Origin of the sequence: Streptomyces sp. BBFR2 (assembly GCF_044497305.1) — a bacterium.
Taxonomy (GTDB): domain Bacteria; phylum Actinomycetota; class Actinomycetes; order Streptomycetales; family Streptomycetaceae; genus Streptomyces.
In genome coordinates, this window is the sequence record NZ_CP172415.1 from 6,815,801 (window position 1) to 6,838,934 (window position 23,134).

Annotated in this window: 23 protein-coding genes; 10 read left to right on the forward strand and 13 right to left on the reverse strand. The window is 73.7% G+C overall.

Annotated features, from left to right (window positions below; all coding sequences use genetic code 11):
• Window positions 1–135 precede the first annotated feature (135 nt).
• Complete coding sequence (locus tag ACGH2B_RS28210) at window positions 136–1,821, reverse strand: FtsK/SpoIIIE domain-containing protein (protein WP_399095840.1); 1,686 nt, start codon at window positions 1,819–1,821, stop codon at window positions 136–138.
• Between the two features lie 222 nt (window positions 1,822–2,043).
• Window positions 2,044–2,238, reverse strand: coding sequence for a hypothetical protein (locus ACGH2B_RS28215; protein WP_345081089.1), 195 nt, complete (start codon window positions 2,236–2,238; stop codon window positions 2,044–2,046).
• Window positions 2,239–2,464: 226 nt separating this feature from the next.
• Here ACGH2B_RS28215 and ACGH2B_RS28220 point away from each other — a divergent pair, with 226 nt between their 5' ends.
• A complete protein-coding gene (locus ACGH2B_RS28220; RefSeq protein ID WP_399095843.1) occupies window positions 2,465–2,914 on the forward strand; it encodes a YchJ family protein in 450 nt (149 codons plus the stop codon).
• A gap of 16 nt (window positions 2,915–2,930) precedes the next feature.
• On the opposite strand, the gene ACGH2B_RS28225 is transcribed toward ACGH2B_RS28220, so the two are convergent.
• Together ACGH2B_RS28225 and ACGH2B_RS28230 are read right to left on the reverse strand one after the other, a co-directional pair.
• Window positions 2,931–3,305 carry an RNA-binding S4 domain-containing protein gene (locus ACGH2B_RS28225; protein ID WP_399095845.1) on the reverse strand — a complete coding sequence of 125 codons (375 nt, stop codon included), beginning with the start codon at window positions 3,303–3,305 and terminating at the stop codon, window positions 2,931–2,933.
• Window positions 3,306–3,454: 149 nt separating this feature from the next.
• The gene (locus tag ACGH2B_RS28230; protein WP_399097389.1) at window positions 3,455–4,663 is read right to left on the reverse strand and encodes a Ku protein; all 1,209 of its coding nucleotides are present in this window, start codon (window positions 4,661–4,663) and stop codon (window positions 3,455–3,457) included.
• A 30-nt stretch (window positions 4,664–4,693) separates the two neighbouring features.
• Here ACGH2B_RS28230 and ligD (ACGH2B_RS28235) point away from each other — a divergent pair, with 30 nt between their 5' ends.
• Entirely contained in the window at window positions 4,694–5,587 is an 894-nt protein-coding gene (ligD, locus tag ACGH2B_RS28235) for a non-homologous end-joining DNA ligase (protein ID WP_399095848.1), read from the forward strand.
• 26 nt (window positions 5,588–5,613) lie between these two features.
• Here the strand turns inward: ligD (ACGH2B_RS28235) and ligD (ACGH2B_RS28240) are convergent, their stop codons facing one another.
• A complete protein-coding gene (gene ligD / locus ACGH2B_RS28240; RefSeq protein WP_399095851.1) occupies window positions 5,614–6,591 on the reverse strand; it encodes a non-homologous end-joining DNA ligase in 978 nt (325 codons plus the stop codon).
• 108 nt (window positions 6,592–6,699) lie between these two features.
• On the opposite strand from ligD (ACGH2B_RS28240), the gene murJ reads away from it, so the two are divergent.
• From murJ to ACGH2B_RS28265, 5 genes are all read left to right on the forward strand, one after another.
• Window positions 6,700–8,403 (forward strand): murein biosynthesis integral membrane protein MurJ, encoded by a 1,704-nt coding sequence (murJ, locus tag ACGH2B_RS28245; protein ID WP_399095854.1) that lies wholly within the window; start codon window positions 6,700–6,702, stop codon window positions 8,401–8,403.
• A 273-nt stretch (window positions 8,404–8,676) separates the two neighbouring features.
• Window positions 8,677–9,558, forward strand: coding sequence for an endonuclease I family protein (locus tag ACGH2B_RS28250; RefSeq protein ID WP_399095857.1), 882 nt, complete (start codon window positions 8,677–8,679; stop codon window positions 9,556–9,558).
• A gap of 143 nt (window positions 9,559–9,701) precedes the next feature.
• On the forward strand, window positions 9,702–10,958 hold the full coding sequence (locus ACGH2B_RS28255) for a D-alanyl-D-alanine carboxypeptidase family protein (RefSeq protein WP_399095860.1): 1,257 nt from the start codon (window positions 9,702–9,704) through the stop codon (window positions 10,956–10,958).
• 288 nt (window positions 10,959–11,246) lie between these two features.
• Window positions 11,247–11,453, forward strand: coding sequence for a cold-shock protein (locus ACGH2B_RS28260; protein WP_399095863.1), 207 nt, complete (start codon window positions 11,247–11,249; stop codon window positions 11,451–11,453).
• 273 nt (window positions 11,454–11,726) lie between these two features.
• Window positions 11,727–12,086, forward strand: coding sequence for a hypothetical protein (locus ACGH2B_RS28265; protein ID WP_399095866.1), 360 nt, complete (start codon window positions 11,727–11,729; stop codon window positions 12,084–12,086).
• Window positions 12,087–12,752: 666 nt separating this feature from the next.
• On the opposite strand, the gene ACGH2B_RS28270 is transcribed toward ACGH2B_RS28265, so the two are convergent.
• Window positions 12,753–12,944, reverse strand: a complete 192-nt coding sequence (locus ACGH2B_RS28270) for an antitoxin (protein ID WP_399095869.1) — start codon at window positions 12,942–12,944, stop codon at window positions 12,753–12,755.
• A 191-nt stretch (window positions 12,945–13,135) separates the two neighbouring features.
• Here ACGH2B_RS28270 and ACGH2B_RS28275 point away from each other — a divergent pair, with 191 nt between their 5' ends.
• The gene (locus ACGH2B_RS28275; protein ID WP_399095871.1) at window positions 13,136–13,351 is read left to right on the forward strand and encodes a hypothetical protein; all 216 of its coding nucleotides are present in this window, start codon (window positions 13,136–13,138) and stop codon (window positions 13,349–13,351) included.
• Window positions 13,352–14,229: 878 nt separating this feature from the next.
• Window positions 14,230–15,765 carry an SDR family oxidoreductase gene (locus ACGH2B_RS28280; protein WP_399095874.1) on the forward strand — a complete coding sequence of 512 codons (1,536 nt, stop codon included), beginning with the start codon at window positions 14,230–14,232 and terminating at the stop codon, window positions 15,763–15,765.
• A 62-nt stretch (window positions 15,766–15,827) separates the two neighbouring features.
• Here the strand turns inward: ACGH2B_RS28280 and ACGH2B_RS28285 are convergent, their stop codons facing one another.
• The 3 genes from ACGH2B_RS28285 to ACGH2B_RS28295 all read right to left on the reverse strand — a co-directional run bounded on the left by ACGH2B_RS28285 (window position 15,828) and on the right by ACGH2B_RS28295 (window position 18,484).
• Window positions 15,828–16,283, reverse strand: coding sequence for a spore-associated protein A (locus ACGH2B_RS28285; protein ID WP_399095877.1), 456 nt, complete (start codon window positions 16,281–16,283; stop codon window positions 15,828–15,830).
• Between the two features lie 243 nt (window positions 16,284–16,526).
• Window positions 16,527–17,438, reverse strand: coding sequence for a lysozyme (locus tag ACGH2B_RS28290; protein ID WP_399095880.1), 912 nt, complete (start codon window positions 17,436–17,438; stop codon window positions 16,527–16,529).
• 341 nt (window positions 17,439–17,779) lie between these two features.
• The gene (locus tag ACGH2B_RS28295) at window positions 17,780–18,484 is read right to left on the reverse strand and encodes a transglycosylase SLT domain-containing protein (protein ID WP_399095883.1); all 705 of its coding nucleotides are present in this window, start codon (window positions 18,482–18,484) and stop codon (window positions 17,780–17,782) included.
• Window positions 18,485–19,006: 522 nt separating this feature from the next.
• Between ACGH2B_RS28295 and ACGH2B_RS28300 the strand changes: the two genes are divergently transcribed.
• Complete coding sequence (locus ACGH2B_RS28300; protein WP_399095886.1) at window positions 19,007–19,195, forward strand: hypothetical protein; 189 nt, start codon at window positions 19,007–19,009, stop codon at window positions 19,193–19,195.
• 127 nt (window positions 19,196–19,322) lie between these two features.
• Here the strand turns inward: ACGH2B_RS28300 and ACGH2B_RS28305 are convergent, their stop codons facing one another.
• The 4 genes from ACGH2B_RS28305 to ACGH2B_RS28320 form a co-directional block, all read right to left on the reverse strand.
• Window positions 19,323–19,976, reverse strand: a complete 654-nt coding sequence (locus ACGH2B_RS28305) for a transglycosylase SLT domain-containing protein (RefSeq protein WP_399095889.1) — start codon at window positions 19,974–19,976, stop codon at window positions 19,323–19,325.
• 582 nt (window positions 19,977–20,558) lie between these two features.
• Window positions 20,559–21,461: an alpha/beta fold hydrolase gene (locus ACGH2B_RS28310; RefSeq protein ID WP_399095891.1), complete on the reverse strand. Its 903-nt coding sequence runs from the start codon at window positions 21,459–21,461 to the stop codon at window positions 20,559–20,561.
• A gap of 43 nt (window positions 21,462–21,504) precedes the next feature.
• On the reverse strand, window positions 21,505–22,740 hold the full coding sequence (locus tag ACGH2B_RS28315; RefSeq protein WP_399095894.1) for a beta-ketoacyl-[acyl-carrier-protein] synthase family protein: 1,236 nt from the start codon (window positions 22,738–22,740) through the stop codon (window positions 21,505–21,507).
• Window positions 22,740–22,973, reverse strand: coding sequence for an acyl carrier protein (locus tag ACGH2B_RS28320; protein ID WP_399095897.1), 234 nt, complete (start codon window positions 22,971–22,973; stop codon window positions 22,740–22,742). Before ACGH2B_RS28320 ends, ACGH2B_RS28315 begins: the two co-directional genes overlap by 1 nt.
• Between the last annotated feature and the right edge of the window lie 161 nt (window positions 22,974–23,134).

Sequence of the window (23,134 nt, forward strand, 5' to 3'; positions counted from 1 at the left end):
GGGTCGGCCGCACCGTGGCCGCCGGTCCGTACCGGCGGCCACGACGAAGCCGCCGGTACGCGCCGGGTCCGCCGAGCAGAGGCTTCCGGTGCGACCGCACAGAGGCTTCCGGTGCGACGTGCGCGGGCGGGCCGGTCAGCCCTCCGCGCCCGCTGCCCGCACCGTGCCGTGGACCGTGATCGCGCCGCCTGCGGGGCCGGCCCCTTGCGACGGATCGGCGACGGCCGCGCGCCCGGGTGTCTGCTCGCCGGTCGCGGGCTCGGCGAAGGTCTTCGTCATCCGGACCGGCCGGCCGACCGACCGTTCCCCAGCGGGGACGGTGCGCTCCGGCAGCAGCGCCAGCACCGCCCGCCGCTCGTCCGCGCCCACCGTCTCGTCGTGCGGGTCCGGCGTCGCCGGGACCTGCAGGCGCAGGACCGGGCCCGCGCCCAGCAGGGCGTAGCCACGGCCGGGCGGTACCACCGGGGTCGGAGTGGTGTGCGGCTCGGCGCCCAGTACCGTGCGGACCTCGTCCGGCGTCGCGGGCCCGAGCACCACCCGGGCGCGGGTGGTGTGTACCCGGACCGGATCGCTCAGCAGGCCGGCGTTGTCGAACTGCTCGGCCACCACCACCGTGACCTGCGCCGCGCGGCCGTGCCGCAGCGGGACCTGGAGCAGCCGCTGCGGATCGTCGTAGCCCTCGGCGGTGGCCAGATGGGACAGCGCGGTGGGCCGGTCGGCGAGGATCCACAGGGGGCGGCGGGTGTCGTCGGGGGCCGGTTCGCCCGCCTGCCGGGCACGGCTCGTGACGAGGAGGCGCCGCTCGGTCTCCTGGGCCGCCCACGCCAGCGTCGCCAGCGCGCCCGCCGGGCCGCTCTCCACCCCGAGCACCCCGCTGCGCCCGGCCAGCGCGCCGAACTCGCCGGTGCCGCCGCCGTCGATGATCAGCACATCGCCGTGGGCCAGCGCCTGGAGCGCCAGTGACCGCAGCAGCGTGGTGGTGCCGGAGCCGGGCTGCCCCAGGACCAGCAGATGCGGCTCGGTCGAGCGCGGGCCGGTACGCCAGATGACCGGCGGCTCGTCCCGTACCGTCTCGCCGTCGGTGACCGGCAGGGTGCGCCGCACCGACTCCGGGTCGGTGAAGCCGAGTACCGTCTCGCCCGGCGCGGTCACGAAGCGCTGCGCGGCGATGTCGGTGGGCAGCGCGTCCAGCACGGTCAGCGTCAGCGTGTTCGCCTCCTCGTCCCAGCCGAAGCGGTACTCCCGGCCGCGCCCCGACTTCGCGTGCAGCACCTGCTCGATCCGGGTGCGGGCGGCGGCCTCCCCGTCGGTGAAGTACGCCGGGTAGCGCAGCCGTAGCCGTACGATCCGGCCGCCGTCGTCGAAGGCGTACGCGTCGAACGCCGCCTCCCAGTCACCGCCGTACGTGTAGAGCGGATCGGGGTCGCCGTCCCCGCCGAAGTACGGGACGAGCGCCTCGTACAGCGCGCGGAGCCGGGCGGACTCCGCCTCGCCCGGACCGGTCGGCGCGGGCGAGCGGTCCCGTCCGGTCCAGGCGGCCGCGCCCATCAGGGCGAGCAGCCCGAGCAGCGGGCCGTACGGCGCCAGCGCCACGACGAGGACGCAGGCGCCGATCAGGAAGCACATCGGGGCCCGCCGCTCCTGGGGCGTGGCGCGCCAGCGCTGCGCGGCGGAGACGGCGAGGCGGCGCAGCCCGCGGCTGAGGGTGAGCAGCGGATGGAAGATGTCGCCGGCGCCGTCGGCTGCGGTGCGCGCCAGCTCACGGCCGCGGAGGAGCGGCGCGCGGTCGGTCAGGATGCGGGGCAGAGGACGCCGGGCCACATCGGTCTCCTGGGTGTCGTACGTGGCGGGGGCGGCCCGGCGGGGGAGCGGGGCCGGGGAACGGCGGGGTGGGGCGCGCCGTGGCGGGGGCGGTGCTGGGGGGGGGCGCGGTGCCGGGCGGGTGCCTGCGGCCGTGCCCGGCGGCCGGACGTGACCTTACGGACACCGGCCGGGCCCGGCGGGCGGACACGCCATGGGGAGGTCCGCCCGCCGGTGTCGGAGCTAGATCCGCAGACCTCCCAGGAGGCTGGCGAGGCTCGCGCCGCCCGCCTTGATGCTCGGGGCGATGGCGGAGCCCGCGAGGTAGAAGCCGAAGAGCGCGCACACCAGGGCGTGCGACGCCTTGAGGCCGTCCTTGCGGAAGAACAGGAAGACGATGACGCCGAGCAGGATCACGCCGGAAATGGACAGAATCATGAGGGTTCTCTCCTGGGGGGTGGGGACGGTCACCATGAGTTCTTCCAACCTCACAGGACGGATCAAGCCAGGAAAAGCCGCAATAGAGTGATTTGTCGTTGAATCCGTCCATATGGCCGCACGGGAAATCGACCTGGTGACCGGGTCCGGTCCGCGTATGCAGGCCCGCCCCCGGAGCGGCGGGCCCCGGGGGCGGTGCCGGGCGCCGGACCTGCACAATCGAAGCGTGTCGAAGAAGTCCAGGAAGCCGAAGAGCGCGCCCCGTCGCCCCGCCGCCCGCCCCGTCCTCGCCCCCGCCGACCCCTGCCCCTGCGGCCGGGACGCGGTCTACGGCGACTGCTGCGCGCCGTTCCACCGGGGCGACGCCGCCGCCCCGACCGCCGAGCGGCTGATGCGCTCGCGCTACGCCGCCTTCGCCGTCGGGGACCCCGCGTACCTGCTGCGCACCTGGCACTCCTCGACCCGCCCCGCCGCACTCGACCTCGACGCCGGGCGGCGGTGGACCGGCCTGGACATCCTCGCCACCACCGGCGGCAGCGCCTTCCACGCCGAGGGCACGGTGGAGTTCCGCGCCCACTCCACCTGGCGCGGCCGGGCCGACAGCCAGCACGAGAACAGCCGCTTCGTCCGCGAGGACGGCGCCTGGGTGTACGTGGACGCGCTCGACGGCCCGTGAGTCGCCGGACCCCCGCTCAGCGGCCGCGCAACTGCTCGATCTCGCGGCGGTCCCGCTTGGTCGGGCGGCCCGTGCCCCGGTCGCGGACCGCGACGACCGGTGCCTGGGCGCGCGGCGGCTCGGGCGGGGTGTTGTCGACATAGCACTCCACGGCGACGGGCGCGCCCACCCGCTTGCGCACCAGCCGCGAGACCACCACGATCCGCTCCCGCCCGGCGTGCCGCAGCCGCACCTCGTCGCCGGTGCGCACGGCATAGGCGGGCTTCACCCGCTCACCGTTGACCCGGACATGCCCCGCCCGGCAGGCGGCCGCCGCCAGCGACCGGGTCTTGGTGAGCCGGACCGACCAGATCCAACTGTCGATGCGGGTGTTCCCCTCGTCTGAAGCCATGTTCCGACTCTAGAACGCCGCGGTGACAGCGGGCCGCCGTGGTGCGTGCGGCCCGGGGCGGCCGGGCCTCCGCGGGACCACAGGCGCCGCGCGGCCGCCCCCGCCGCACGGCCGCCCCCGCCGCACGGCCGCCCCCGCCGCACGGCCGCTCACGCCGACGTGCGCTTCGACGTCTTCTTGGCCGTGGTCTTCGAGCCACCGGAGGAAGAGGTCCCGGTGCTCTTCCGTGCCGAGCTCTCCTTCGTGGCGCGCTTCGCGGTGGTCTTCTTCGCGGCGCTCTTCTTCGTCCCCGAGCCCGAACCGCCCGACCCGGCGGTCTGCTTCGTCCGGCCGCTCGACGCCTTCGCCGCCGTCCGCTTCCGGCCGGAGGAACCGGAGGAACCGGAGGAACCGGAAGAGCTGGCGGAACCGGAGGAGTCCGCGGCCGTTTTCCGGCCGGAGGCGCCGCCCGACGACGCGGACTTCGACGACGCGGACTTCTCCGTTCCTCCCGCGCCGCTCTTCGCGCTCTTCCGGCCCCGGATCGGCGTGACGGTGGCCTCCTCGTCCCCGGACCCCCCGGCCGCCTCCGGCTCCTCGCCGCGTCCCTCGCGGGCCGCCCGTACGCTGCTCTCCAACGCGGCCATCAGATCGATCACCTGACCGCCCGAGGTGCCCGTGGACTCGGGGGCGGCCGGTTCGCCGCCCTCCAGTTTCGCGGCGACGAGGTTCTCGACCGCCTCGCGGTAGTCGTCGTGCAACTCCTCCGGGTCGAGGTCCCCCAGGGAGTCCATCAACGTCTCGGCCAGCGTCAGTTCGCTGTCGCGGATCTCCACGTCGTCCGGCGCCACCCCGGCGGTCGAGCGGATCTGGTCCGGCCACAGCAGGGCGTGCATCACGATCGCCCCGTCGTGCGCCCGCAGCATCGCGAGCGTCTCCCGCCCGTGCATCGCCACCTTGCCGACGGCGACCTTGCCGTGGTGCTCCAGCGCCTCCCGCAGCAACGTGTACGGCTTGGCGGCGGTGGGACCGTTGGGGCCCAGGTAGTACGCGCGGTCCATCTGGAGCGGATCGATCTCACCGGCGTCCAGGAACGCCAGGATGGTCAGCGTCTTCGTGGTGGGCAGCGGCAGATGGGACAGGTCCTCGTCGGTGACCTGCACGATCGTGTCGTCGGTGGCCCGGTAGCCGCGGCCGATCTCCTCGTTGGGGACCTCCTCGCCGTCCAGTTCGCAGACCTTGCGGTACTGGATGCGTCCGCCGTCCTTCTCGTGGATACGGACGAAGGAGACCGAGGTGCTGCGGTCCGTCGCGCTGTAGGTCTTCACGGGGATGCTGACCAGGCCGAACGAAATGGCGCCATTCCATACAGATCGCATCATTCATCCCTTGTGTGGGATTCTCATCGTATGTCGCCGATAACGGTCGTGGAGGGGCGGCGCCTTCCGCTCACCCGCCTCGACAAGGTCCTCTATCCGGAGACCGGCACCACCAAGGGCGAGGTGCTGCACTACGTCACCACCACGGCGGGCGCCCTCCTCGCCCACCTCCACGACCGGCCCGTCTCCTTCCTGCGCTACCCCGACGGGCCCGGCGGCCAGCGCTTCTTCACCAAGAACGTGCCGCCCGGTACGCCCGCATGGGTGAAGACCTGCGAGGTGCCGTCCCGCGCCGCGAAATCCGGCCGCCAGGTGCTGCTCCAGGACCTCGCCTCCCTGGTGTGGGCCGCCAACCTCGTCGTCGAACTGCACGCCCCGCAGTGGACCCGCGACACTCCGGGCACCGCCGACCGCCTCGTCCTCGACCTCGATCCGGGCGCCCCCGCCACCCTCGTCGACTGCTGCGCCGTCGCCCGGTGGCTGCGCGACCGGCTCGCCGCCGACGGGCTCCTGTCCTGCGTCAAGACCAGCGGCTCCAAGGGGCTGCACCTGCTCACCCCCATCGAGCCCGCCCCGTCCGAGGACGCCACCGCCTACGCCCGCGCCCTCGCCACCGAAGCCGCCGCCGCGCTCCCGGACCTGGTCACCGCGAGGATGCGCAAGGACCTGCGCCCCGGCAAGGTCTTCCTCGACTACTCACAGAACGCCGCCGCCAAGACCACCGCCTGCGCGTACACCCTCCGGGCCCGCGCCACGCCCACCGTCTCCACACCCGTCACCTGGGACGAGGTCGCCGCCTGCACCGAACCGGCCCAACTCACCTTCCTCTTCGGCGAGATCACCGCCCGCCTCGCCCGGTACGGCGACCTGTTCGCCCCGCTGCTCGACCCGCACCGCGCGCGTCCGCTGCCCCGTACGGGATGACCGCGACGGCATGACCGCGCCCGGCCTCAGCCCAGCCGGGTCAGATCCGGCCGCAGCCGCTGCCACACCGGGTGCCGCAGCCGCCCGGCGCCGGTCCACGACGCCGCCGTCACCTCGGCGATCAGCCGCGGCTCGACCCAGCGGGCGCCCGCCACCGCCACCGGCCCCGCGAACGGCGGATCCGTACGGGCCAGCACCTCCAAATACCCGGCCAGCTCCCGCCGCTCCCGCAGCGACAGCCCCGACCCGACCGCCCCGGCGAACCGCAGCCCCTCGGGCGCGTCCGTGCCGACCAGCACCGCGCCCGGCAGCCCCCGCAGCCCGCCGTGCCCCGGGGTCCAGCCGCCGATCACCACGTCCAGCGTCTCCACCCGTTTCGTCTTCCGCCAGTCCGCCGACCGGACGCCGGGCGTGTAGGCGGAATCCAGCCGCTTGGCCACCACCCCCTCAAGTCCCGCCCGCACCACCGCGTCCCACGCCTCGGCGGAGTGCCCGGGCAGCGCCGCCGGTACCGACCAGGCCGGTCCGGACAGCTCCAGAGCGCTCAGCACCCGGCGCCGCTCCCGGTACGGCTCGGCCAGCAGCGTCCGGCCGTCCAGGTACAGCACGTCGAAGAGGACCAGCCGCACCGGCGTCCTGCGCGCCAGACGGGCCGCCCGCCGCGCGTCGGTCACCCCCATCCGGCGTTGCAGCAGCCCGAAGTCCGGCCGCCCCGCCGGGTCCGGGGCCACCACCTCACCGTCGAGGACGAGAGTGTGCCCGCGCGCGCCGTCCGCCGGGACGAGCAGCTCCGGGTAGGTCGCCGTCAGCTCGTTCCCGGCCCGCGACACCGGCCGTACGGTCCCGTCGTCCGCCACCGTCAGCGTGCACCGCACCCCGTCCCACTTGGCCTCGAACGCCCAGCCGTCGTCGGGTACCGGCAGTGGTCCCGCCGTCGCCAGCATCGGCGCGATCACCGGCGGCACACCGCCCGGGGAGCGGCCGGAACCCGTGGAAGCTGCCATACCCCGATGGTCCGGCGCCCGGCCCGCGCCCGCAGGGCGGAGCGGAGGTCGCGCCCGCGCGGCCCGCTCCGTCCGGCCGCGGCCGCGCCCCGGCATAGGTTGACGACCATGAACCAGGAGCGACCCGACGACACCCTGCCGCTGCGGATACCACCGGCCCCCGACGGAGCCCCGGCCCCGGGCGGCACGCCGTCCGCCGCGCGTGCCCGCCACGCCGCCGCGAAACCCGGCGGCGCCCTGCGTTCGTCCGCGCTGATGGCCGCGGGCACCGCCGTCTCCCGGGCCACCGGCATGATCCGCCAGACCCTCCAGGCCGCCGCCCTCGGCACCGGGCTGCTCGCCACCACGTACACCACCGCGGGCGTCGTCCCGATGGGCGTCTACACCCTCCTCATCGGCGGTGCCCTCAACTCCGTCCTCGTCCCGCAGTTGGTCCGGGCCCGCGCCGAGCACCCGGACGGCGGCCACGCCCACGAACAGCGGCTGGTCACCCTCGTGCTGAGCGTCCTCGCTGTCGGCACGGTGCTCGCGGTGTGGGCCGCACCGCAGATCGTCGCGGTCTACGCGTCCGACGGCGCGGAGAGCCACGCGGCCTTCGACCTCACCGTCGTCTTCGCGCGCTTCCTGCTGCCGCAGATCTTCTTCCACGGCCTGTACTTCATCCTCGGGCAACTGCTCAACGCCCGGCAGAAGTTCGGCGCGATGATGTGGACGCCGGTCCTCAACAACCTCGTCCTCATCGCGGTGTTCGGCCTCTACATCGCCCTGCTGACCGGCCCGGACGAGGTCGCCGACATCACCTCCGGCCAGGTACGGCTGCTCGGTATCGGCACCACCGCGGGCATCGTCGTGCAGGCCCTGGCGCTCATCCCGTTCGTGAGGGCGTCCGGCTTCCGTTTCCGGCCCCGGTTCGACTGGCGCGGCGCCGGACTCCGCAAGAGCCTGAGCGCCGCCCGCTGGACCCTCCTCCTGGTGCTCGCCAACCTCGCCGCGATGACCGTCGTCACCCACCTCGCGGGCGCCGCCGACCGGCGACTGCCCACCGCCGGGGTCGGGTTCACCGCGTACTCCTACGCCCAGACGGTCTGGATGCTGCCGCAGTCCCTCGTCACCGTCTCGCTCGTCACCGCCCTGCTGCCCCGGATGAGCCGCGCGGTGGCCGAGCGCCGGCTGGACGATCTGCGCGGCGACCTCTCCCGCGCCCTGCGGGTCAGCGGCGTGCTCATCGTCCCGGCCGGGTTCTTCTTCCTCGCCTTCGGCCCGCAGACCGCCCAACTCCTCTTCGCCCACGGCGCGGTCGACGCCGCCTCCGCCGCGCCGGCCGGACACATGCTCCAGGCGCTGGGCCTCGGCCTGATCCCGTTCTCCGCGCAGTACCTGCTGGTCCGCGGCTTCTACGCGTTCGAGGACACCCGGACGCCGTTCTGGACCGCCGCCCAGATCGCCGTCGTCAACATCGCCCTCGCCGTCGCCTGTCATCTGCTGCTGCCGCCGCGCTGGGCGGTGACCGGGATGGCCGCCGCGTACGCGGTCGCCTACGGCGCCGGGCTGCTGCTCACCGCCGTCCGGCTGCGCCGCCGGCTGCACGGCAGGCTCGACGGCAAGCGCCTGTGCCGCACCTACGGAAAGCTGGCCGCCGCCGCGGGCACCGCCGCCCTCCTCGCCCTCGCGGTCACCGGCTTCGCCGGCATCCGGGCGCCCGCCCTCACCCTGCTGGCCGGCGGCCTCACCATGGCGGCGGCGTTCTGGGCCCTGGCCCGGCTGCTGCGCATCGGCGAACTGCGCGCACTGCCGGGGCTGCGGCGCGCCTGACCGGGCGTCGGGCGGCCGCCGGATCCGGATGTCACATCCGTCGGACGGCCGCCCGGTGGCGCACAACCGCCGTTCCGGGCGGACGACAATCGGGGCCGTCGGGCAGGAAATGCCCGGCCGTCACGGCTTGCGCACACAACTCCCCCCTGGCGTTCACACTGAGGGTTTTGTTGCGGTGGAAAGCTGCCCACCGGCCGTACACGCAACGGCCGGTACCGGCCGCACCCCCACAACCGGCGGTCCGGTACCACCACTCGGGGAGAGGACACTTCCGTGGACACCACCCGCGCGACCCGCAGAGGTCGCCGCCGTACCGCGCTCGCCGTGGCCGCCGTGGCCGCGACCGCCGCGTTGGCCAGCCAGATCCCGGCCACCGCCACGGCGACGACCCCCGCCACCCCCCACCCGGCCGCCGCCCGGACATCCGGGCACGCGGCGATACCCGGGGCGGCGCACACCGCCTACGACGACACGTACTACAAGGACGCCCTCGGCAAGACCGGGCCGGAGCTGAAGGCGAGCCTGCACAAGATCATCAGCACCACCCAGACCGGCAAGCTCTCGTACGACCAGGTCTGGGACGCCCTCAAGGACACCGACGAGGACCCGGACAACAAGTCCAACGTCATCCTGCTCTACACCGGCCGCTCCCAGAGCAAGGACTCCAACGGCGGCAGCCCGGACCAGTGGAACCGCGAGCACGTCTGGGCCAAGTCCCACGGCGACTTCGGCACCGCCACCGGCCCCGGCACCGACATCCACCACCTGCGGCCCGCCGACGTCTCCGTCAACAGCGACCGCGGCAACAAGGACTTCGACAACGGCGGCACCGAGATCGGCGAGGCGCCCGGCAACTTCACCGACGACGACTCCTTCGAACCGCGCGACGCGGTCAAGGGCGACGTCGCCCGGATGATCCTCTACATGGCGGTCCGCTACGACGGTGACGACGGCGCCCCGGACCTGGAGCCCAACGACAAGGTCGACAACGGCTCCGCCCCGAACATCGGAAAGATCTCCGTCCTCAAGGCGTGGAGCCAGGCCGACCCGCCGGACACCTTCGAGCAGCACCGCAATCAGGTGATCTTCGACAAGTACCAGCACAACCGGAACCCGTTCATCGACCACCCCGAGTGGGTCAACGAGATCTGGTGACCCCGTTCCGGGCCGGGTTGACGCGCGTCGACCCGGCCCGGTCCACGCGCGTCGACCCGACACGCCGGAGCGGGCCGCGCCGACGAACCGTATGGAGCACTCCAGACGGCGACGCGCCCGGGGCGGTTCCTAGCGTGGGCCTCATGTCGTCAGCGAATTGGCCCTCCGTCAAAGCCGGTGCCGCAGCGGCCGTTTGCGCCGCGACCGTCGCCGTCTCCGCCCTGCCCGCCGCCGCCCGCACCCCCGGGGACGGCCCCCACGTGGCCGGCGACGCGCCGGCCACCGTCTCCGCCGCCCGCCTCGACCGCCCCGGCGTCCAGGTGCGCTCCGCACCCGACGTCGACGAACCTCCCGATGTCTCCGCCCTGTCCTGGATGGTCACCGACGCCGACGACGGCCGGGTGCTCGCCGCCAAGGACGCCCACCGCGAACTGCCGCCCGCCTCCACCCTCAAGACCCTCTTCGCCCTCGCCGTGCTCCCGAAATTCGGCCAGGAGACCGTGCACACCGTCTCCGAGGACGACCTGTCGGGCATCATCCCCGGCAGCTCCCTCGTCGGCATCAAGGAAGACCTCCGGTACACCGTCGCCGACCTGTGGCGGGGCGTCTTCCTCAACTCCGGCAGCGACGCGGTGCGCACCCTCGCCGCGATGAACGGCGGCTGGGAGGCGACCTTGGACGACATGCGGGCGATGGCCGACCGTCTCGGCGCCCGCGACACCGACGTCGAGTCCGCCGACGGCTTCGACACGCCCGGCCAGCACTCCTCCGCCTACGACCTCACCCTCTTCGCCAAGGCGGGGCTCACCAACCGGGACTTCGCGCGCTTCGCCCGCACCAAGGAGGCGCAGTTCCCCGAGGCGGGCGGCCCGGACTCGTTCGGCATCCAGAACACCAACCGGCTGCTGGTCGGCTCGCACGGTGTGGAGCCCTACCCCGGCCTGATCGGCGTCAAGAACGGCTACACCTCGCAGGCGGGCAACACCCTCGTCGCCGCCGCCCGCCACGACGGCCGGACCCTGCTGGTCACCGTCATGAACCCGCAGTCCGGCAAGAACAACGCGGTCTACGAGGAGGCCCGCTCGCTCCTGGACTGGGGCTTCGACGCCGCGCCCGACATCGAGCCGGTCGCGATGCTGCCGGACCGCGTGGGACCGCCCACGGCCTCCCCGGAACCGCGCGACGACGGACCGGACCCTCGTGAGCCCGCCGCCGACCGTGCCGACCGCGCCGCCCACCGACGCGCCACCGACCGGGCGGCCGTGCTGCGCGCCGCCGCGGTGGGCCGCGCCTCCGGCACGGCGGACGGCCTGGGCCCGGGCGTCTGGTGGCTCACCGGCGTCGGCGCGGTGCTGGTCACCGGCTTCACGGTGGCCGTGTACCGCCGCCGTCGGAGCTGAGCCACCACCCCGGCCGGGGCACCGTACGGACGTACGACCGGTCGGGGATTCGGTGGACCGCTGGGGCGTTCCGGCAGGCGAACCGTGACGCGACTGCCGTAACGGTGATGACTGCCGGGCACCACGCGGTGTAGCGTCCCGATCAGCTGTCGTGGTTCCGAAGTGCCGGACGCCCGTGTCGCCTTCACGGGCGTTCTTTCTGTGCGATACCTCTCCGGACCAGGGCGATCACCTCCGGCTTCCGCACCGCGGGAGCCGATACGAGCCCCTTGAACGAAGGAGACGGATATGGCCAGCGGAACCGTGAAGTGGTTCAACTCGGAAAAGGGCTTCGGCTTCATCGCGCAGGACGGCGGCGGCGCCGACGTCTTCGCGCACTACTCGAACATCGACGCCCAGGGCTTCCGGGAGCTCCAGGAGGGCCAGAAGGTGACGTTCGAGGTCACCCAGGGCCAGAAGGGCCCGCAGGCGGAGAAGATCCGCGTCGAGGCCTGAGCCCGGCCCACCACGGCGCCCGCCCCGCACACGCGGGGCGGGCGCCGTCGTATGCGCGGGGGCGTGGTTCGTGGTCCTCGTGGGGCGTGCCTCGTACGCCGTGCGGCCGGGCTCGGCGCGGCGCGGGTCTCAGGGGCGCGGGCGCTCCGGGCCGGGCCGCGGTGCGCGGGCGGGGTGTGGCCGGTGCCGTCAGCAGACCTGAAGTACGGGGCCGAGCTGGGCCGGTGTGGAAAACTCCGGGCATTGTCGGACGGGTGTGCGAGGATCGCGGGCATGGGGATCTTCAGCAGGCGCGGCGGCGACGGACCGCCGCCGGTCACCGGGCCGTTCCGCTTCACCGTCGCGGAGGTCTTCGTCGTACCCGTGCGCGGTGTGGTGTTCACCGGGCACGTCACGTCCGGTGCGATACGTACCGGGCAGCGGGGGAGCCTGCCGCTGCCCACCGGCCCGCGCGAGGTGACGGTCACCGCCATCGAGGTCCGCCGCCGTCGGCGTGATCATGCCGCCGAGGGCGAGGAGGCGGCCCTCCACCTCGCCGGAGTCACCGCCGCGGACCTCCCACGCGATCTCGCCGCGGGCGGCACCGTCCTGGACACCCGGCCGCTGCGGGGGCTGGAGATCACGGGGGAGTAGATCCGGTGCGGCCGACGCCGTGGGTCCGTGTGCGGGGCCTGGGGAGGCGTGGGGTTTGGGCACGCGTACAGGACCCGGGCGTGGCCGGGGACGCGGACGCGGACGCGTGAAGAGCGCTGCGCGCGGGCTCTGGCGGGCTCAGGTCTTCGGGCATGCGTACGCTTCGGGGCGCCCATATCTCCGGTCATGCCGCCGGTTTGCCCGAAGGTGACATGCGCGGGGCTGGACGCGTACGGGTCCTGGCGTGGCCGAAGCCGCATGCGCGGGGCTCGGCGCGTACGGGTCCTGGTGTGGCCGAAGCCGCATGCGCGGGGCTCGGCGCGTACGGGTCCTGGGCGTGCCAGAACCGACACCGGCGAGGCTTGGCGCGCACAGGCCCTGGGCGTGGCCGGGGTGCGTATGCGTAGAGCCTGGTACGTGAGGTCTCAGGTACGCGCGGGTCTTCCGGATACGTGCAGGTGCCGGGTGCGGGCATGTCCCGGGGGGCGTATGGCCCGGGCGTGGCCGGAGCCGGGATGCGCGGGGCTCGGGGCGCGCAGTGCTCCGGCGCTCCGGGAGCCCGGCGCGGGCAGCTCGTCCGGGTGTGCGCCGCCCGTACGGCCGCGCCCGGGGTGCCCGCTCGGGGCCACGGAAGGGGCGGGCGCGGTGTCGGGCGCGGCCCGGGGATCAGGACTGCGGCGGTTGGCCCTTGTCGCCCCCGCCGAACTCGTCCTTCAGGCGCTGGCGGCCCTTGTCGATCTGACCGCTGTACTTGCCCTGGGTCTTCTCGTTGGCGTAGTCGCCGGCCTTGTCGACGCCCTTACCGGCCTGTTCCTCGTGGCCTTTGAGCATGGACTTGAGCTTGTCGAGCATGGACATGGGTCATCCTCCCTCACGACGATCCCCGTCGGCTCCAGCATCGCCCCGGCTCCGGCGCCCCGCATCCGCGCGGCCCGTGGCCCGGCCGGGAGCCGGGGCCGTCACCCGGCCGGGCCACGGATACGGCCTGGGCGGCGCAGCGACGCCCCGCCCGGCGGGCGACCGGGCCGGCGCCGGCCCAGAATGCAGCGGTGACCGATGAACACCGCACGCCCGACGGGCCCGCGCCCCGCCGCATCACACGCGACGAGGAACGCCGGCGGGCCCGGTCCGCACTGGCCGGCCGCGCCCGGGACGCGGGAGAGCTGTCCCTGCTGCTGGACATGCTGGACCTCGACCCGGGCCACGACGGCTACCCCGAGGAGGACGACCCCGTCCCGCCCCGGAACGACGACCCTCCGCCGTGACCCCGCTCCGGCCCTGGGCGCCGCCTCCGACACCGTGCCGAGCGGGCTGAGTTCTCCGGATGCCGTCTTCCCTCGGCGCGTCTTCCCGGTAGGCACCGTCGGGAGCGGCAGGGGCACGTCCTCCCGTATCGACGCTGTGCGGGGGCGGTGGGGCGGCCGGGCCCCGTTGACCGGCCAGGCCTCGCCTGCAACCGGGCGCTCCGGGGGCGGGCCGAGCCGGAGCAGCCGACGTGGCCCGAGCCTGACGTGGCCCGAGCCCGGCGTGGCCCGAGCCCGGGGCGCCGCGTGCGGGGCCCTGCTGACCGGCCATGCTTCGCCTGCCACCAGGCGTCCCGGGGCGGGCCGGACCGGAGCCGCGGACACGGCTCGCTCGCCGTGCCCGGGCCTGTGCCCGTGCCCGAGCCCGGCGTGGCCCGAGCCCGGGGCGCCGCGTGCGGGGCCCGGCTGACCGGCCATGCTTCGCCTGCCACCAGGCGCCCCGGGCACAGGCCTCACCGGAGCCGCGGACACGGCTCGCTCGCCGTGCCCGGGCCTGTGCCTGCGCCTGTGCCCGTGCCCGAGCCCGTGCGCGGCTCCGCTGATCGGCCGCGCCTCGCCGCCACCTGGGCTCCGGGGACGGGCCGCGCCGGAGCCTCCGCCCTGGCCCGCTCACCGTGCCCGAGCCCAGGGTCCCGCACACCTCACCCCCCGGCGGGACCAGGCCCGGCTCCCCCGGCGGGCGACCGGGAAGCCGGCGCCGCACCAGGAGTGCCACGGCCCTCCGCCGCCCCGTCCCGCCCTGCCGTCCGCCACGCCCGATGCCACACTGAGCCGGGTGGGGCGGTGCGGCCGTCGCCGCCCGCACGGCCCGGTATCCGCCCCGTCAGGAGGCACGGCCCATGGCCGACACCGCAGCGTCCGGCCCGGACCAGGGCGCCCGCACCCCGCCGACGCGCCCCCTCGCGCTGGTCACCGGCGCCACCGGATACATCGGCGGACGCCTCGTCCCGGAGCTGCTGGACGCCGGATACGCGGTCCGGGCCCTGGCCCGCACCCCGCAGAAGCTGCGCGACCACCCCTGGGCGGGGCGCACCGAGATCTACGAGGGCGACATCACCGACGTCGCCTCCGTCCGCGGCGCGCTCGACGGGGTGGACACCGCCTACTACCTGGTGCACGCCCTCGGCACCGGCGCCACCTTCGAGGAGACCGACCGGCGCGCCGCCCGGATCTTCGCCCAGGAGGCCCGCGCCGCCGGGCTCCGCCGCCTCGTCTACCTCGGCGGCCTCACCCCGCCCGGCGTCCCGCGCGAGGACCTCTCCCCGCACCTGCGCTCCCGCGCCGAGGTCGCCGACACCCTGCTCGACTCCGGCGTCCCCACCGCCGTCCTCCGCGCCGCGGTGATCATCGGCTCCGGATCCGCCTCGTTCGAGATGCTCCGCTACCTCACCGAACGCCTCCCGGTGATGGTCACGCCCAGTTGGGTCGCCACCCGTATCCAGCCCATCGCCGTCCGCGACGTCCTGCGCTACCTCGTCGGCTGCGCCGACCTGCCCGACGACGTCTGCCGCTCCTTCGACATCGGTGGCCCGGACGTCCTCACCTACCGCGACATGATGCAGCGCTACGCCCGCGTCGCCGGGCTGCCGGGCCGCTTCATCGTCCCCGTCCCGGTGCTCACCCCGGGCCTGTCCAGCCACTGGGTCGGCTTGATCACCCCGGTCCCGAGCGGCATCGCCCGGCCGCTCGCCGAATCGCTGCGCCACGAGGTCGTCTGCCAGGAACACGACATCGCCCGGTACGTCCCCGACCCGCCCGGATGCCCGCTCCCGCTCGACGAGGCGCTGGCCCTGGCGCTGCGCCGGATCAAGGAGGCCAAGGTCGCCACCCGCTGGACCGGCGCCGCGGTCCCCGGAGCCCCCGCCGAACCGCTGCCCACCGACCCCGACTGGGCGGGCGGCAGCCTCTACACGGACCGCCGCCGGCGCCTGGTGAACGCCACCCCCGAGGCGCTCTGGCGCGTCGTGGAGGGCATCGGCGGCGAGCACGGCTGGTACTCGTTCCCCGCGGCCTGGGCACTGCGCGGACTCCTGGACCGGCTGGCCGGCGGCGTCGGGCTGCGCCGTGGCCGCCGCGACGCCGCCCGGCTGCGGGCCGGCGACTCCCTCGACTTCTGGCGCGTCGAGGAGATCGTCCCCGGCCGGCTGCTGCGGCTGCGCGCCGAGATGCGGCTGCCGGGCCTGGCCTGGCTGGAGTTGACCGTCGGCCGGGACGCCCGCGGCCGTACCGTCTACGGCCAGCGCGCCCTGTTCCATCCGCGCGGACTGGCCGGACACGCCTACTGGTGGTCCGTCGCGCCTTTCCACGCCGTGGTGTTCGGCGGTATGGCGCGTAATATCGCCCGCGCGGCGGAGAATTCCCCCGGCGCCCGGTAGCGGCGCGCAAAGAGGGGCGGCGGATTCCGGGCACCGGCCCCGGAATCCGCCGCCCGGCTCGTTCAGCTATGGGTGACGATTCCGGGTGCGAGTTTCCCGCAATTCGTACCGTTGACATTGACGCTGACGTTCTCGATCGCGCCGCCCCAGTCCACGCAACGGCCCTTCGCCGCCAAATAGACCGGGCCTGCGTAACTGGTGAAGAGACCGTCGTCGAAGACCGGCTCGGAACTGCCGTCGGACGGTCCGAGATAGGTGGAGATCTCGACCGGGCTGCCGGTGGCCGCGCGTACCGTCACCACGCAGTTCTTGCCGGTCGTGCCGCTGTAGGTGAGAAAGACGGTGCCTTTTCCGGTGATCTCCGCGGAATTCACGACGCTGTATCCGCTGCCGCAGGCACCGTTGTACGTCGCGCCTTTCGGGGCGGGCGCCGCGGAAGCGGTCGCGGTGGTGGCCAGGGAAGTCAGTGCTGCCAGCGCCAGAACGGCGGAGCCGGCCAGGACACGGGAACGCTGCATGGGAATACCCCCGTCGGGTGGTGGTTCCTTCGCGTGGTCATTTCGCAGAGTTGGACGCCGCTCACCGGAAAAGGGTTGTACCTCCCGCGGGTGAAGTCACCGCGTATTGTTCGAAGATGAGGGCTGACGTGCGCGAAAGCCCGGAAAAAAAATCCGCGGCCACCGCCCCGACACGGCGGACGGCCGGCTCCCGGCGCCGTCTCGGGCGCCGGGAGCCGGCCGTCGTCGCGTCCGGTGCGGACGTCAGCCGTTGGCGAGTGCCTGGAGCCGGCTGAGCGAGCCGTTGAAACGGTCGCGGTCACCGACCGTCTTCCCGCTGGAGGTGTACTGCCAGATGGTCTGGAACGACCAGCCGGCCGGCAGCGCGCCCACGGACGAGCCGTACCGCGGGACCCACAGCGGATTGGTCTTCCCGAACTTCTTGGAGTTCCCGGTGCACTGCTTCCACCAGTTGGTGGAGGTGTAGATGACGGCGTCCCGCTTGGTCGCGGCGCGGTAGGTCTTGGTGAAGTCCGCGATCCAGTCGACCATCGCGGCGGCGCTCTTGCCGTAACAGGTCGCCCCGTAGGGGTTGTACTCCAGGTCCAGCGCCCCGGGCAGCGTCCTGCCGTCCTTCGACCAGGCGCCGCCCTGCTTCGCGAAGTACTTCGCCTGCGCCGCGCCGCTGGAGTGGTCCGGCAGCGCGAAGTGGTACGCGCCATGGATGATCTTCGCGTCGTACGCCCCCTTGTACTGCTGGGTGAAGTACGGGTTCTTGTACGTGGTCCCCTCGGTCGCCTTGACGTACGCGAAGCGCACTCCGCCCTGCCGCAGCGCGGCCCAGCCGACGTTGCCGTTGTGGCTGGAGACGTCGACGCCCTCGACCGACGCGAGTGAGCTGGACTCCGACGTGCCCTGCTCGTCCGTGTCCTGGTCGTCCGTATCCTGGCCGCCGGCCCGGTCACCTCCCTCGTGGGCGGCGATGGTGGAGCCCATCCAGTCCTGGTCGGGGTGGGCGGGTTCCTTGTCACTCCCGGCGGCCGCGGTGCCGCCCCCGGTGGCCGCGGCCGCGGCGGCGGGCAGCGCGAGCGGCAGGGCCAGCGCGGTGAGGAGGGTGAGGGTCCCGGCCGTGGCGGGGAACGCACGGCGGACGGGTCCGGAACTGCGCAAGGGCATCGGGTGCCTCCGAAAGCCATCGGTGAGGTCGGCTCGGCAGACTGTGAGCAGATTCCTGCCGATAACAAGACATATACGCTCATCCGTCCATGGCGAAGACCCGATGGCCCGTCAGTCCGCCGTTCAGCCGGTCGCTCTCACCCGGCCGGCCGTCGCTGACGGCGTGTCGGCCGACGCCGCGCGCCCCGGTGTGCCAACGCCTCAGCGGGCCCCGGTCGGTCGGGGCCCGCTGAGGGCTGCGGACGAGGCGCACGCGCCAGTCGCCCCGGTCCGCGGTCCCGTCCGCGCGCGGTCCGGCACGGCGCCGGTCCTCGCGCGCGTCAGCGCGGTGTCACTCCGTGTCAGTAGGCGGAGTTGACGTTGTCGATGGAGCCGTAGCGGTGGGCGGCGTAGTTGGCCGCGGCGGTGATGTTGGCGACGGGGTCGGTGAGTTTATGGGCGGTGCCCTTGACGTGGTAGGTGTCGAAGGTGGGCTGGATCACCTGGAGGAGGCCCTTGGAGGGGATGCCGTTGATGGCGTTGATGTCCCAGTCGTTGACGGCGTTGGGGTTGCCGGAGGACTCGCGCATGATGTTGCGGTGCAGGCCCTCGTAGGAGCCGGGTATGCCCTTGTTCTTCATGATGTCGAGGGACTGGCGGATCCAGCCGTCCAGGTTGTTCGCGTACAGCTTCGGGGCGGCCTTCGGGGCGGCCTTGGGCGCCGCCTTCGGGGCGAGGGACGCGCGCTCCATGGAGCGGTTGGCGGCCTGCTGGGCGGCCCGGTCCTGCTTCGCGACGGCGGTGACCTTCAGGCCGTCGGCGATCGACGCGGCGACCTCCGCGGGCTTGGCCTCGGCGGTCGTCGCCTCACCGGTGAGGACCTTCGGCAGACCGTTGGCGCTCACGGGCTTGACGGCGGTCGGGGCGTGCGACGCGGCGGGCTGGGTGTTGCCGGGGGTCGCGGCGGCGGTCAGGGCGCCGGTGGCACCGGCGGCGACGAGCACGGCGGCGGCGACCTTCTGGGTGCGGGTGACGCGGGCGGTGCGGAGCAGGGTGAAACGAGACATGCGGGGTGACCTCTTCCGAGTGCGGGATGCGGGGGAGCGGCCTTCGGCGGCGCGTGGAGAACCGAGGGGGCCGTGCTCGCTCACCGGGTCGGGAGGAGTCCGCCGGCACGTTCTCGGTGCTTGCGGGATCCATGGTTAGCGCCGCCCGGCAGCGGTGGCAATGATGTGACGTACTACCCCTCGTAGTGAGATGGGGCGATATGTCCGATGTTGCGAGGCTTTTATCCCGTACTGACGGGGTTCTGTGGCCACTACCTGCCCTCGTAGGTGACGTGCGTCCTGTGCTTGGCGTCACCTGGCGCCCCCTCCCCGGAGGTCCGGTGAGTGGCCCGGGTCACGACCGCCGGGGCCCGCATCCGAGAGGGGTGCGGGCCCCGGTGTCCCGCGTCGCGGCCGTACGGGGCGCCCGATACGGCACAGTCGGTGGGCCGTTCGCCGCAGTGCCCGGACTGTCGCGCGGGGCGGGGCGCGCGGTTCGCGGAGGGTGGGTCCGTCCCAGCCCCGCACCGTAAGGAAGCGCCCATGTTCCGTCGTCTGACCGCCCTGGCCGCCGCTGTCTGCGTCGCAGGCGTCCTGGCCGCCGGTACGGCCGCCGCGTCCCCCGCCGACGACCACGACCTCACACCCAAGGAGAAGGCCGGTCTGGAGTTCGCCGGAGAGGTCGTCGGCTCCCTCCTCGGCATCGGGCCGCTGGGCAACCTCGTCCGGTAGGCGGCCGCGCACGGCGACGAGGGCCCTGTCCGCGGGAAGCGGACAGGGCCCTCGTCAGTGGCCGCGACCGGTCCGTGCCGGTCGCCCGTCATGTCGCCGTCAGTGGTGACGGACGTCAAGTTCCGTGTCAGTAGGCGGAGTTGACGTTGTCGATGGAGCCGTAGCGGTGGGCGGCGTAGTTGGCTGCGGCGGTGATGTTGGCGACGGGGTCGGTGAGTTTATGGGCGGTGCCCTTGACGTGGTAGGTGTCGAAGGTGGGCTGGATCACCTGGAGGAGGCCCTTGGAGGGGATGCCGTTGACGGCGTTGATGTCCCAGTCGTTGACGGCGTTGGGGTTGCCGGAGGACTCGCGCATGATGTTGCGGTGCAGGCCCTCGTAGGAGCCGGGTATGCCCTTGTTCTTCATGATGTCGAGGGACTGGCGGATCCAGCCGTCCAGGTTGTTCGCGTACAGCTTCGGGGCCTGGCGCTCGGCGGAGCGGTTGGCGGTCTGCTTGGCGGCGTGCCCCTGCTTCTCGACGGCGGTGACCTTCAGGTGACCGGCGGCGGACACCGTGGCGGAGGTGGAACCGGCGTTCTCGGCGGCCGCGGTCTTGGGCAGGCCGTTGGCGCTCACGGGCTTGACGGCGGCCGGGGCGTGCGCGGAGGTGGCCGGCGCGGCCTGGCTCGGGGCGGCCGTCACGGCGAGCGCCGTGGTGGCGCCGGCGGCGGCCAGCACCGCGGTGGCGACCTTCTGGGTGCGGGTGACGCGGACGTTGCGGAGCAGGGCGAAACGAGACATGCGGTGGTGACCTCTTCTCAGGCGCTGATGCGGGGGATGGCCTTCGGTGGCACTGGGGGAACCGAGGGTCAGGCCGCGCTCACTCATCAGGTCGAGGAGTCCGCCGGCACGTTCTCGGTGCTTGCGGGATCCATGGTTAGCGCCGTCCGGAAGCGGTGGCAATGATGTGACGTACTACCCCTCGTAGTGATGTGAGGAGAGATGTCCGGAGTTATCCGCGTTTCGTGGAGCGCAGCGCGGTCCGGACACGACTAACCGCTCTCGTACGTGACGTACACCCTGTGCCTCGCCTCACTCCACGGCGGCCGGAACGCACCGCGCGAAGGGCGGCCGAGTGGCCCGCGCCACAGGAGAAGAAGGGACGCGCTCGGACGACCGGGCGCGGTGCCGCCCGGCCACCCGAACCGCGTCGGACCTGCGGAAACCGCCGGACATCGCACTTGGGGAGGGACGCGGCCGGGGGAGCACCCGGGGAGCTGCCGGGCAGGGGCTCCGCGGGTGCACCGCCACGTCCGGCCCGGCACGCCCGTGCGTGCCGGGCCGGGCCCGTGGCGAGGCGGGGTCCGCCGGTACCGGCCCGGCTCAGACGTACGCCGCCGCCCCGTCCGTCGGTTCGTCGTCGCGGGGGACCGGTGCCAGGGCCGGGGCCGAGGAGAGGGGGCGGCCGGTGAAGAAGCGGGCGGTGAGGTCGGCGACGGCCTGGGGGCGCTCCAGGACGACCCAGTGGTCGGCGTCCGGGATCACCAGAAAGCGGCTTCCGTCGATGGTGGCGGCGAAACGCCGCTGGTGGGCCGGGGTGGTCACGGTGTCGTGGGCGCCGCTGAACACCAGCGTCGGTACGCCGGACAGGCCGCCCGAGAAGTCCGGGCGGTCGGTCACCGCCCGGCACAGCGAGTCGAGCGCGTGCGGGGAGGTCCGGGCCGCCTGGAGCATCGACCGCCGGACATAGCGGTAGGCCAGCCGCCGCCGCGTCACGTACCGCCCCTCGTCGAGGCAGAGCAGACCGTCCGTGGCGAGCGTCGCGAAGGCGTCCACCTCGCCCCGCCGCAGCTCGGCGGCGGCGCGCTCCCAGTGGGCGTACTGCTCCGGGCCGATCCGGGACGGGACGCCGCCCAGCACGAGCCGGGCGATGCGGGACGGGAAGCGGCGGGCGCAGCCGAAGGCGAGGCCGGCGCCGTAGGAGAAGCCGAAGAGGTTGATCCGGGCCAGGCCGAGGTCGTCGAGGACATGCTCGATCGCCCGGCACAGCAGCTCGGTGCTCGGGCCGGGCGGCAGCGGCTCGGCGCTGCCCATGCCCGGCAGATCGGCGGTGATCACGCTCGCCACCGGCTTCAGCCGCTCCTCCATCTGCGGCCACCCGAACATGCCCTGAAGGGCGCCCCCCAGCACCATGACGGGTTCGGTGACCGCGTCGGGGTGGCGCAGCAGCCGGTAGGCGTAGGAGATCCCGTCCACCGACAGGGAGCGGATCGTTTCCTCGGGCATGACGGGTTCCTTCTCGGGAGATCCGCGGGAGGGGCGGTGCGCCTCAGGCGCGGGCCAGGACGAGTGCGGCATTGTGGCCGCCGAAGCCGAGCGACGTCTTGGCCGCCCAGTCGAAGGGCGCGGACCGTGCCGCACCGCGCACGATCTCCAGGGGGATCCGGGGATCGGGCGTGTCGAGATTGGCGGTCGGCGGGACCAGTTGGGACTCCAGCGCGAGAACGGTGAGCGCGGTCTCGATGCCGCCCGCCGCCCCCAGGGTGTGTCCGGTCATCGCCTTGGTGGAGGTGACCAGCGCGTCCTCGCCCAGGACCCGGCGGAGCATCGCCGCCTCGATCCGGTCGTTGACGACGGTCGAGGTGCCGTGCGCGTTGACATGGCCGATCTCACGCGGGCCGACCCCGGCGTCGGCGAGCGCGGTGCGCAGCGCGCGTTCGATACCGCGGCCCTCGGGGTCCGGGGCGACCGCGGCGTACGCGTCGCTGGACGCGCCGTAACCGGCGACGTGGGCGCGGACCGTCGCCCCGCGGGCCCGCGCGTGCTCGGGGCGTTCCAGGACGAGGAGTCCGGCGCCCTCGCCGATGACGAAGCCGTCCCGGTCGGCGTCGAACGGGCGGCAGGCGGCCGCCGGGTCCTGGCGGCGGGTGGAGACCGCCTTCATCTGGCAGGCGCTGGCGATCAGCAGCCGGGAGCAGACCGATTCGGCGCCGCCCGCGACGGCGATGTCGCAGGCGCCGGAGCGCAGCAACTGATGGGCGGTGCCCAGCGCGACGGTGCCCGAGGAGCAGGCGGTGGCCACGCCCAGGCTGGGACCCTGCGCGCCGAGGTCCATCGCGACGCTGCTGGCCGCGCTGTTGATGACGGTGAGCGGCGCGAGCTTGGGGGAGATCCGGCGGGCGCCGCGCTCCAGCAGCGTGGTGTGCTGCTCGTCGTAGAACGGCAGCCCGCCGTGGGCCGAGCCGATGACGACGGCGACGCGGGTGCCGTCCCAGCTCTCGGGGTCGAGCCCGGCGTCGGCCAGCGCCTCCCGGGCGGCGACCACCGCGAGCTGCGCGAAGCGGTCCATCAGCCGCTGGGTGGCCACGCCCAGGACCTTGGTGGTGTCCAGATCGTCGACGCCGTACGTGAAGTCGCAGGGCAGATCGGTGAGTTCGGGACGGTGGCGGACGCCGACGGGGGTGGTCTCGCCGGTGACGGTGTGCCAGGTGGCCTTGGCGCCGACGCCCGCGGCGGTGACCAGACCCACGCCCGTCACGGCCGCGGCGAACGGCGTGCGGGCCATCACGCGGCGACTTCGCCGTCGACGGCCGCCACCAGCGCTCCCACGGTGTCCCGGGAGGTGAGCGTGACCTCGTCGAGGTCGATGTCGAGGCGGTCCTCGATCAGCAGCCGCAGCTCCTCCAGGGCGAGCGAGTCCATCCGCAGGTGCTGGAGCGAGGTCTCGGCGGTGACGGCGACCGGATCGACCCCGAATCGCTGGACCAGCAGGGTGTTGACGACTTCTGCCGCGTTCACGTGGCACTCCTCCGCTTTCGTAGGCGCTGTTGCCAACCGCGTCCTGGCGGGGATCGCCGGCGGCTCCGGCTGGTTCGGCGGCACCCTTTATACGTCTTCGTCCGGAAGACTCCCCAACGCCGTTCGCTCGATGGGGTGAGGGGCTCCGCAGGGGGCGCACG

Excerpts from the sequence above, each read along its gene's own strand:
- ACGH2B_RS28215 (WP_345081089.1), bottom strand. The coding sequence starts at position 2,238 with ATGATTCTGTCCATTTCCGGCGTGATCCTGCTCGGCGTCATCGTCTTC.
- ACGH2B_RS28225 (WP_399095845.1), bottom strand. The coding sequence starts at position 3,305 with ATGGCTTCAGACGAGGGGAACACCCGCATCGACAGTTGGATCTGGTCG.
- ACGH2B_RS28230 (WP_399097389.1), bottom strand. The coding sequence starts at position 4,663 with ATGCGATCTGTATGGAATGGCGCCATTTCGTTCGGCCTGGTCAGCATC.
- ligD (WP_399095848.1), top strand. The coding sequence starts at position 4,694 with ATGTCGCCGATAACGGTCGTGGAGGGGCGGCGCCTTCCGCTCACCCGC.
- ligD (WP_399095851.1), bottom strand. The coding sequence starts at position 6,591 with ATGGCAGCTTCCACGGGTTCCGGCCGCTCCCCGGGCGGTGTGCCGCCG.
- murJ (WP_399095854.1), top strand. The coding sequence starts at position 6,700 with ATGAACCAGGAGCGACCCGACGACACCCTGCCGCTGCGGATACCACCG.
- ACGH2B_RS28255 (WP_399095860.1), top strand. The coding sequence starts at position 9,702 with ATGTCGTCAGCGAATTGGCCCTCCGTCAAAGCCGGTGCCGCAGCGGCC.
- ACGH2B_RS28260 (WP_399095863.1), top strand. The coding sequence starts at position 11,247 with ATGGCCAGCGGAACCGTGAAGTGGTTCAACTCGGAAAAGGGCTTCGGC.
- ACGH2B_RS28265 (WP_399095866.1), top strand. The coding sequence starts at position 11,727 with ATGGGGATCTTCAGCAGGCGCGGCGGCGACGGACCGCCGCCGGTCACC.
- ACGH2B_RS28270 (WP_399095869.1), bottom strand. The coding sequence starts at position 12,944 with ATGTCCATGCTCGACAAGCTCAAGTCCATGCTCAAAGGCCACGAGGAA.
- ACGH2B_RS28280 (WP_399095874.1), top strand. The coding sequence starts at position 14,230 with ATGGCCGACACCGCAGCGTCCGGCCCGGACCAGGGCGCCCGCACCCCG.
- ACGH2B_RS28285 (WP_399095877.1), bottom strand. The coding sequence starts at position 16,283 with ATGCAGCGTTCCCGTGTCCTGGCCGGCTCCGCCGTTCTGGCGCTGGCA.
- ACGH2B_RS28290 (WP_399095880.1), bottom strand. The coding sequence starts at position 17,438 with ATGCCCTTGCGCAGTTCCGGACCCGTCCGCCGTGCGTTCCCCGCCACG.
- ACGH2B_RS28295 (WP_399095883.1), bottom strand. The coding sequence starts at position 18,484 with ATGTCTCGTTTCACCCTGCTCCGCACCGCCCGCGTCACCCGCACCCAG.
- ACGH2B_RS28300 (WP_399095886.1), top strand. The coding sequence starts at position 19,007 with ATGTTCCGTCGTCTGACCGCCCTGGCCGCCGCTGTCTGCGTCGCAGGC.
- ACGH2B_RS28305 (WP_399095889.1), bottom strand. The coding sequence starts at position 19,976 with ATGTCTCGTTTCGCCCTGCTCCGCAACGTCCGCGTCACCCGCACCCAG.
- ACGH2B_RS28310 (WP_399095891.1), bottom strand. The coding sequence starts at position 21,461 with ATGCCCGAGGAAACGATCCGCTCCCTGTCGGTGGACGGGATCTCCTAC.
- ACGH2B_RS28315 (WP_399095894.1), bottom strand. The coding sequence starts at position 22,740 with ATGGCCCGCACGCCGTTCGCCGCGGCCGTGACGGGCGTGGGTCTGGTC.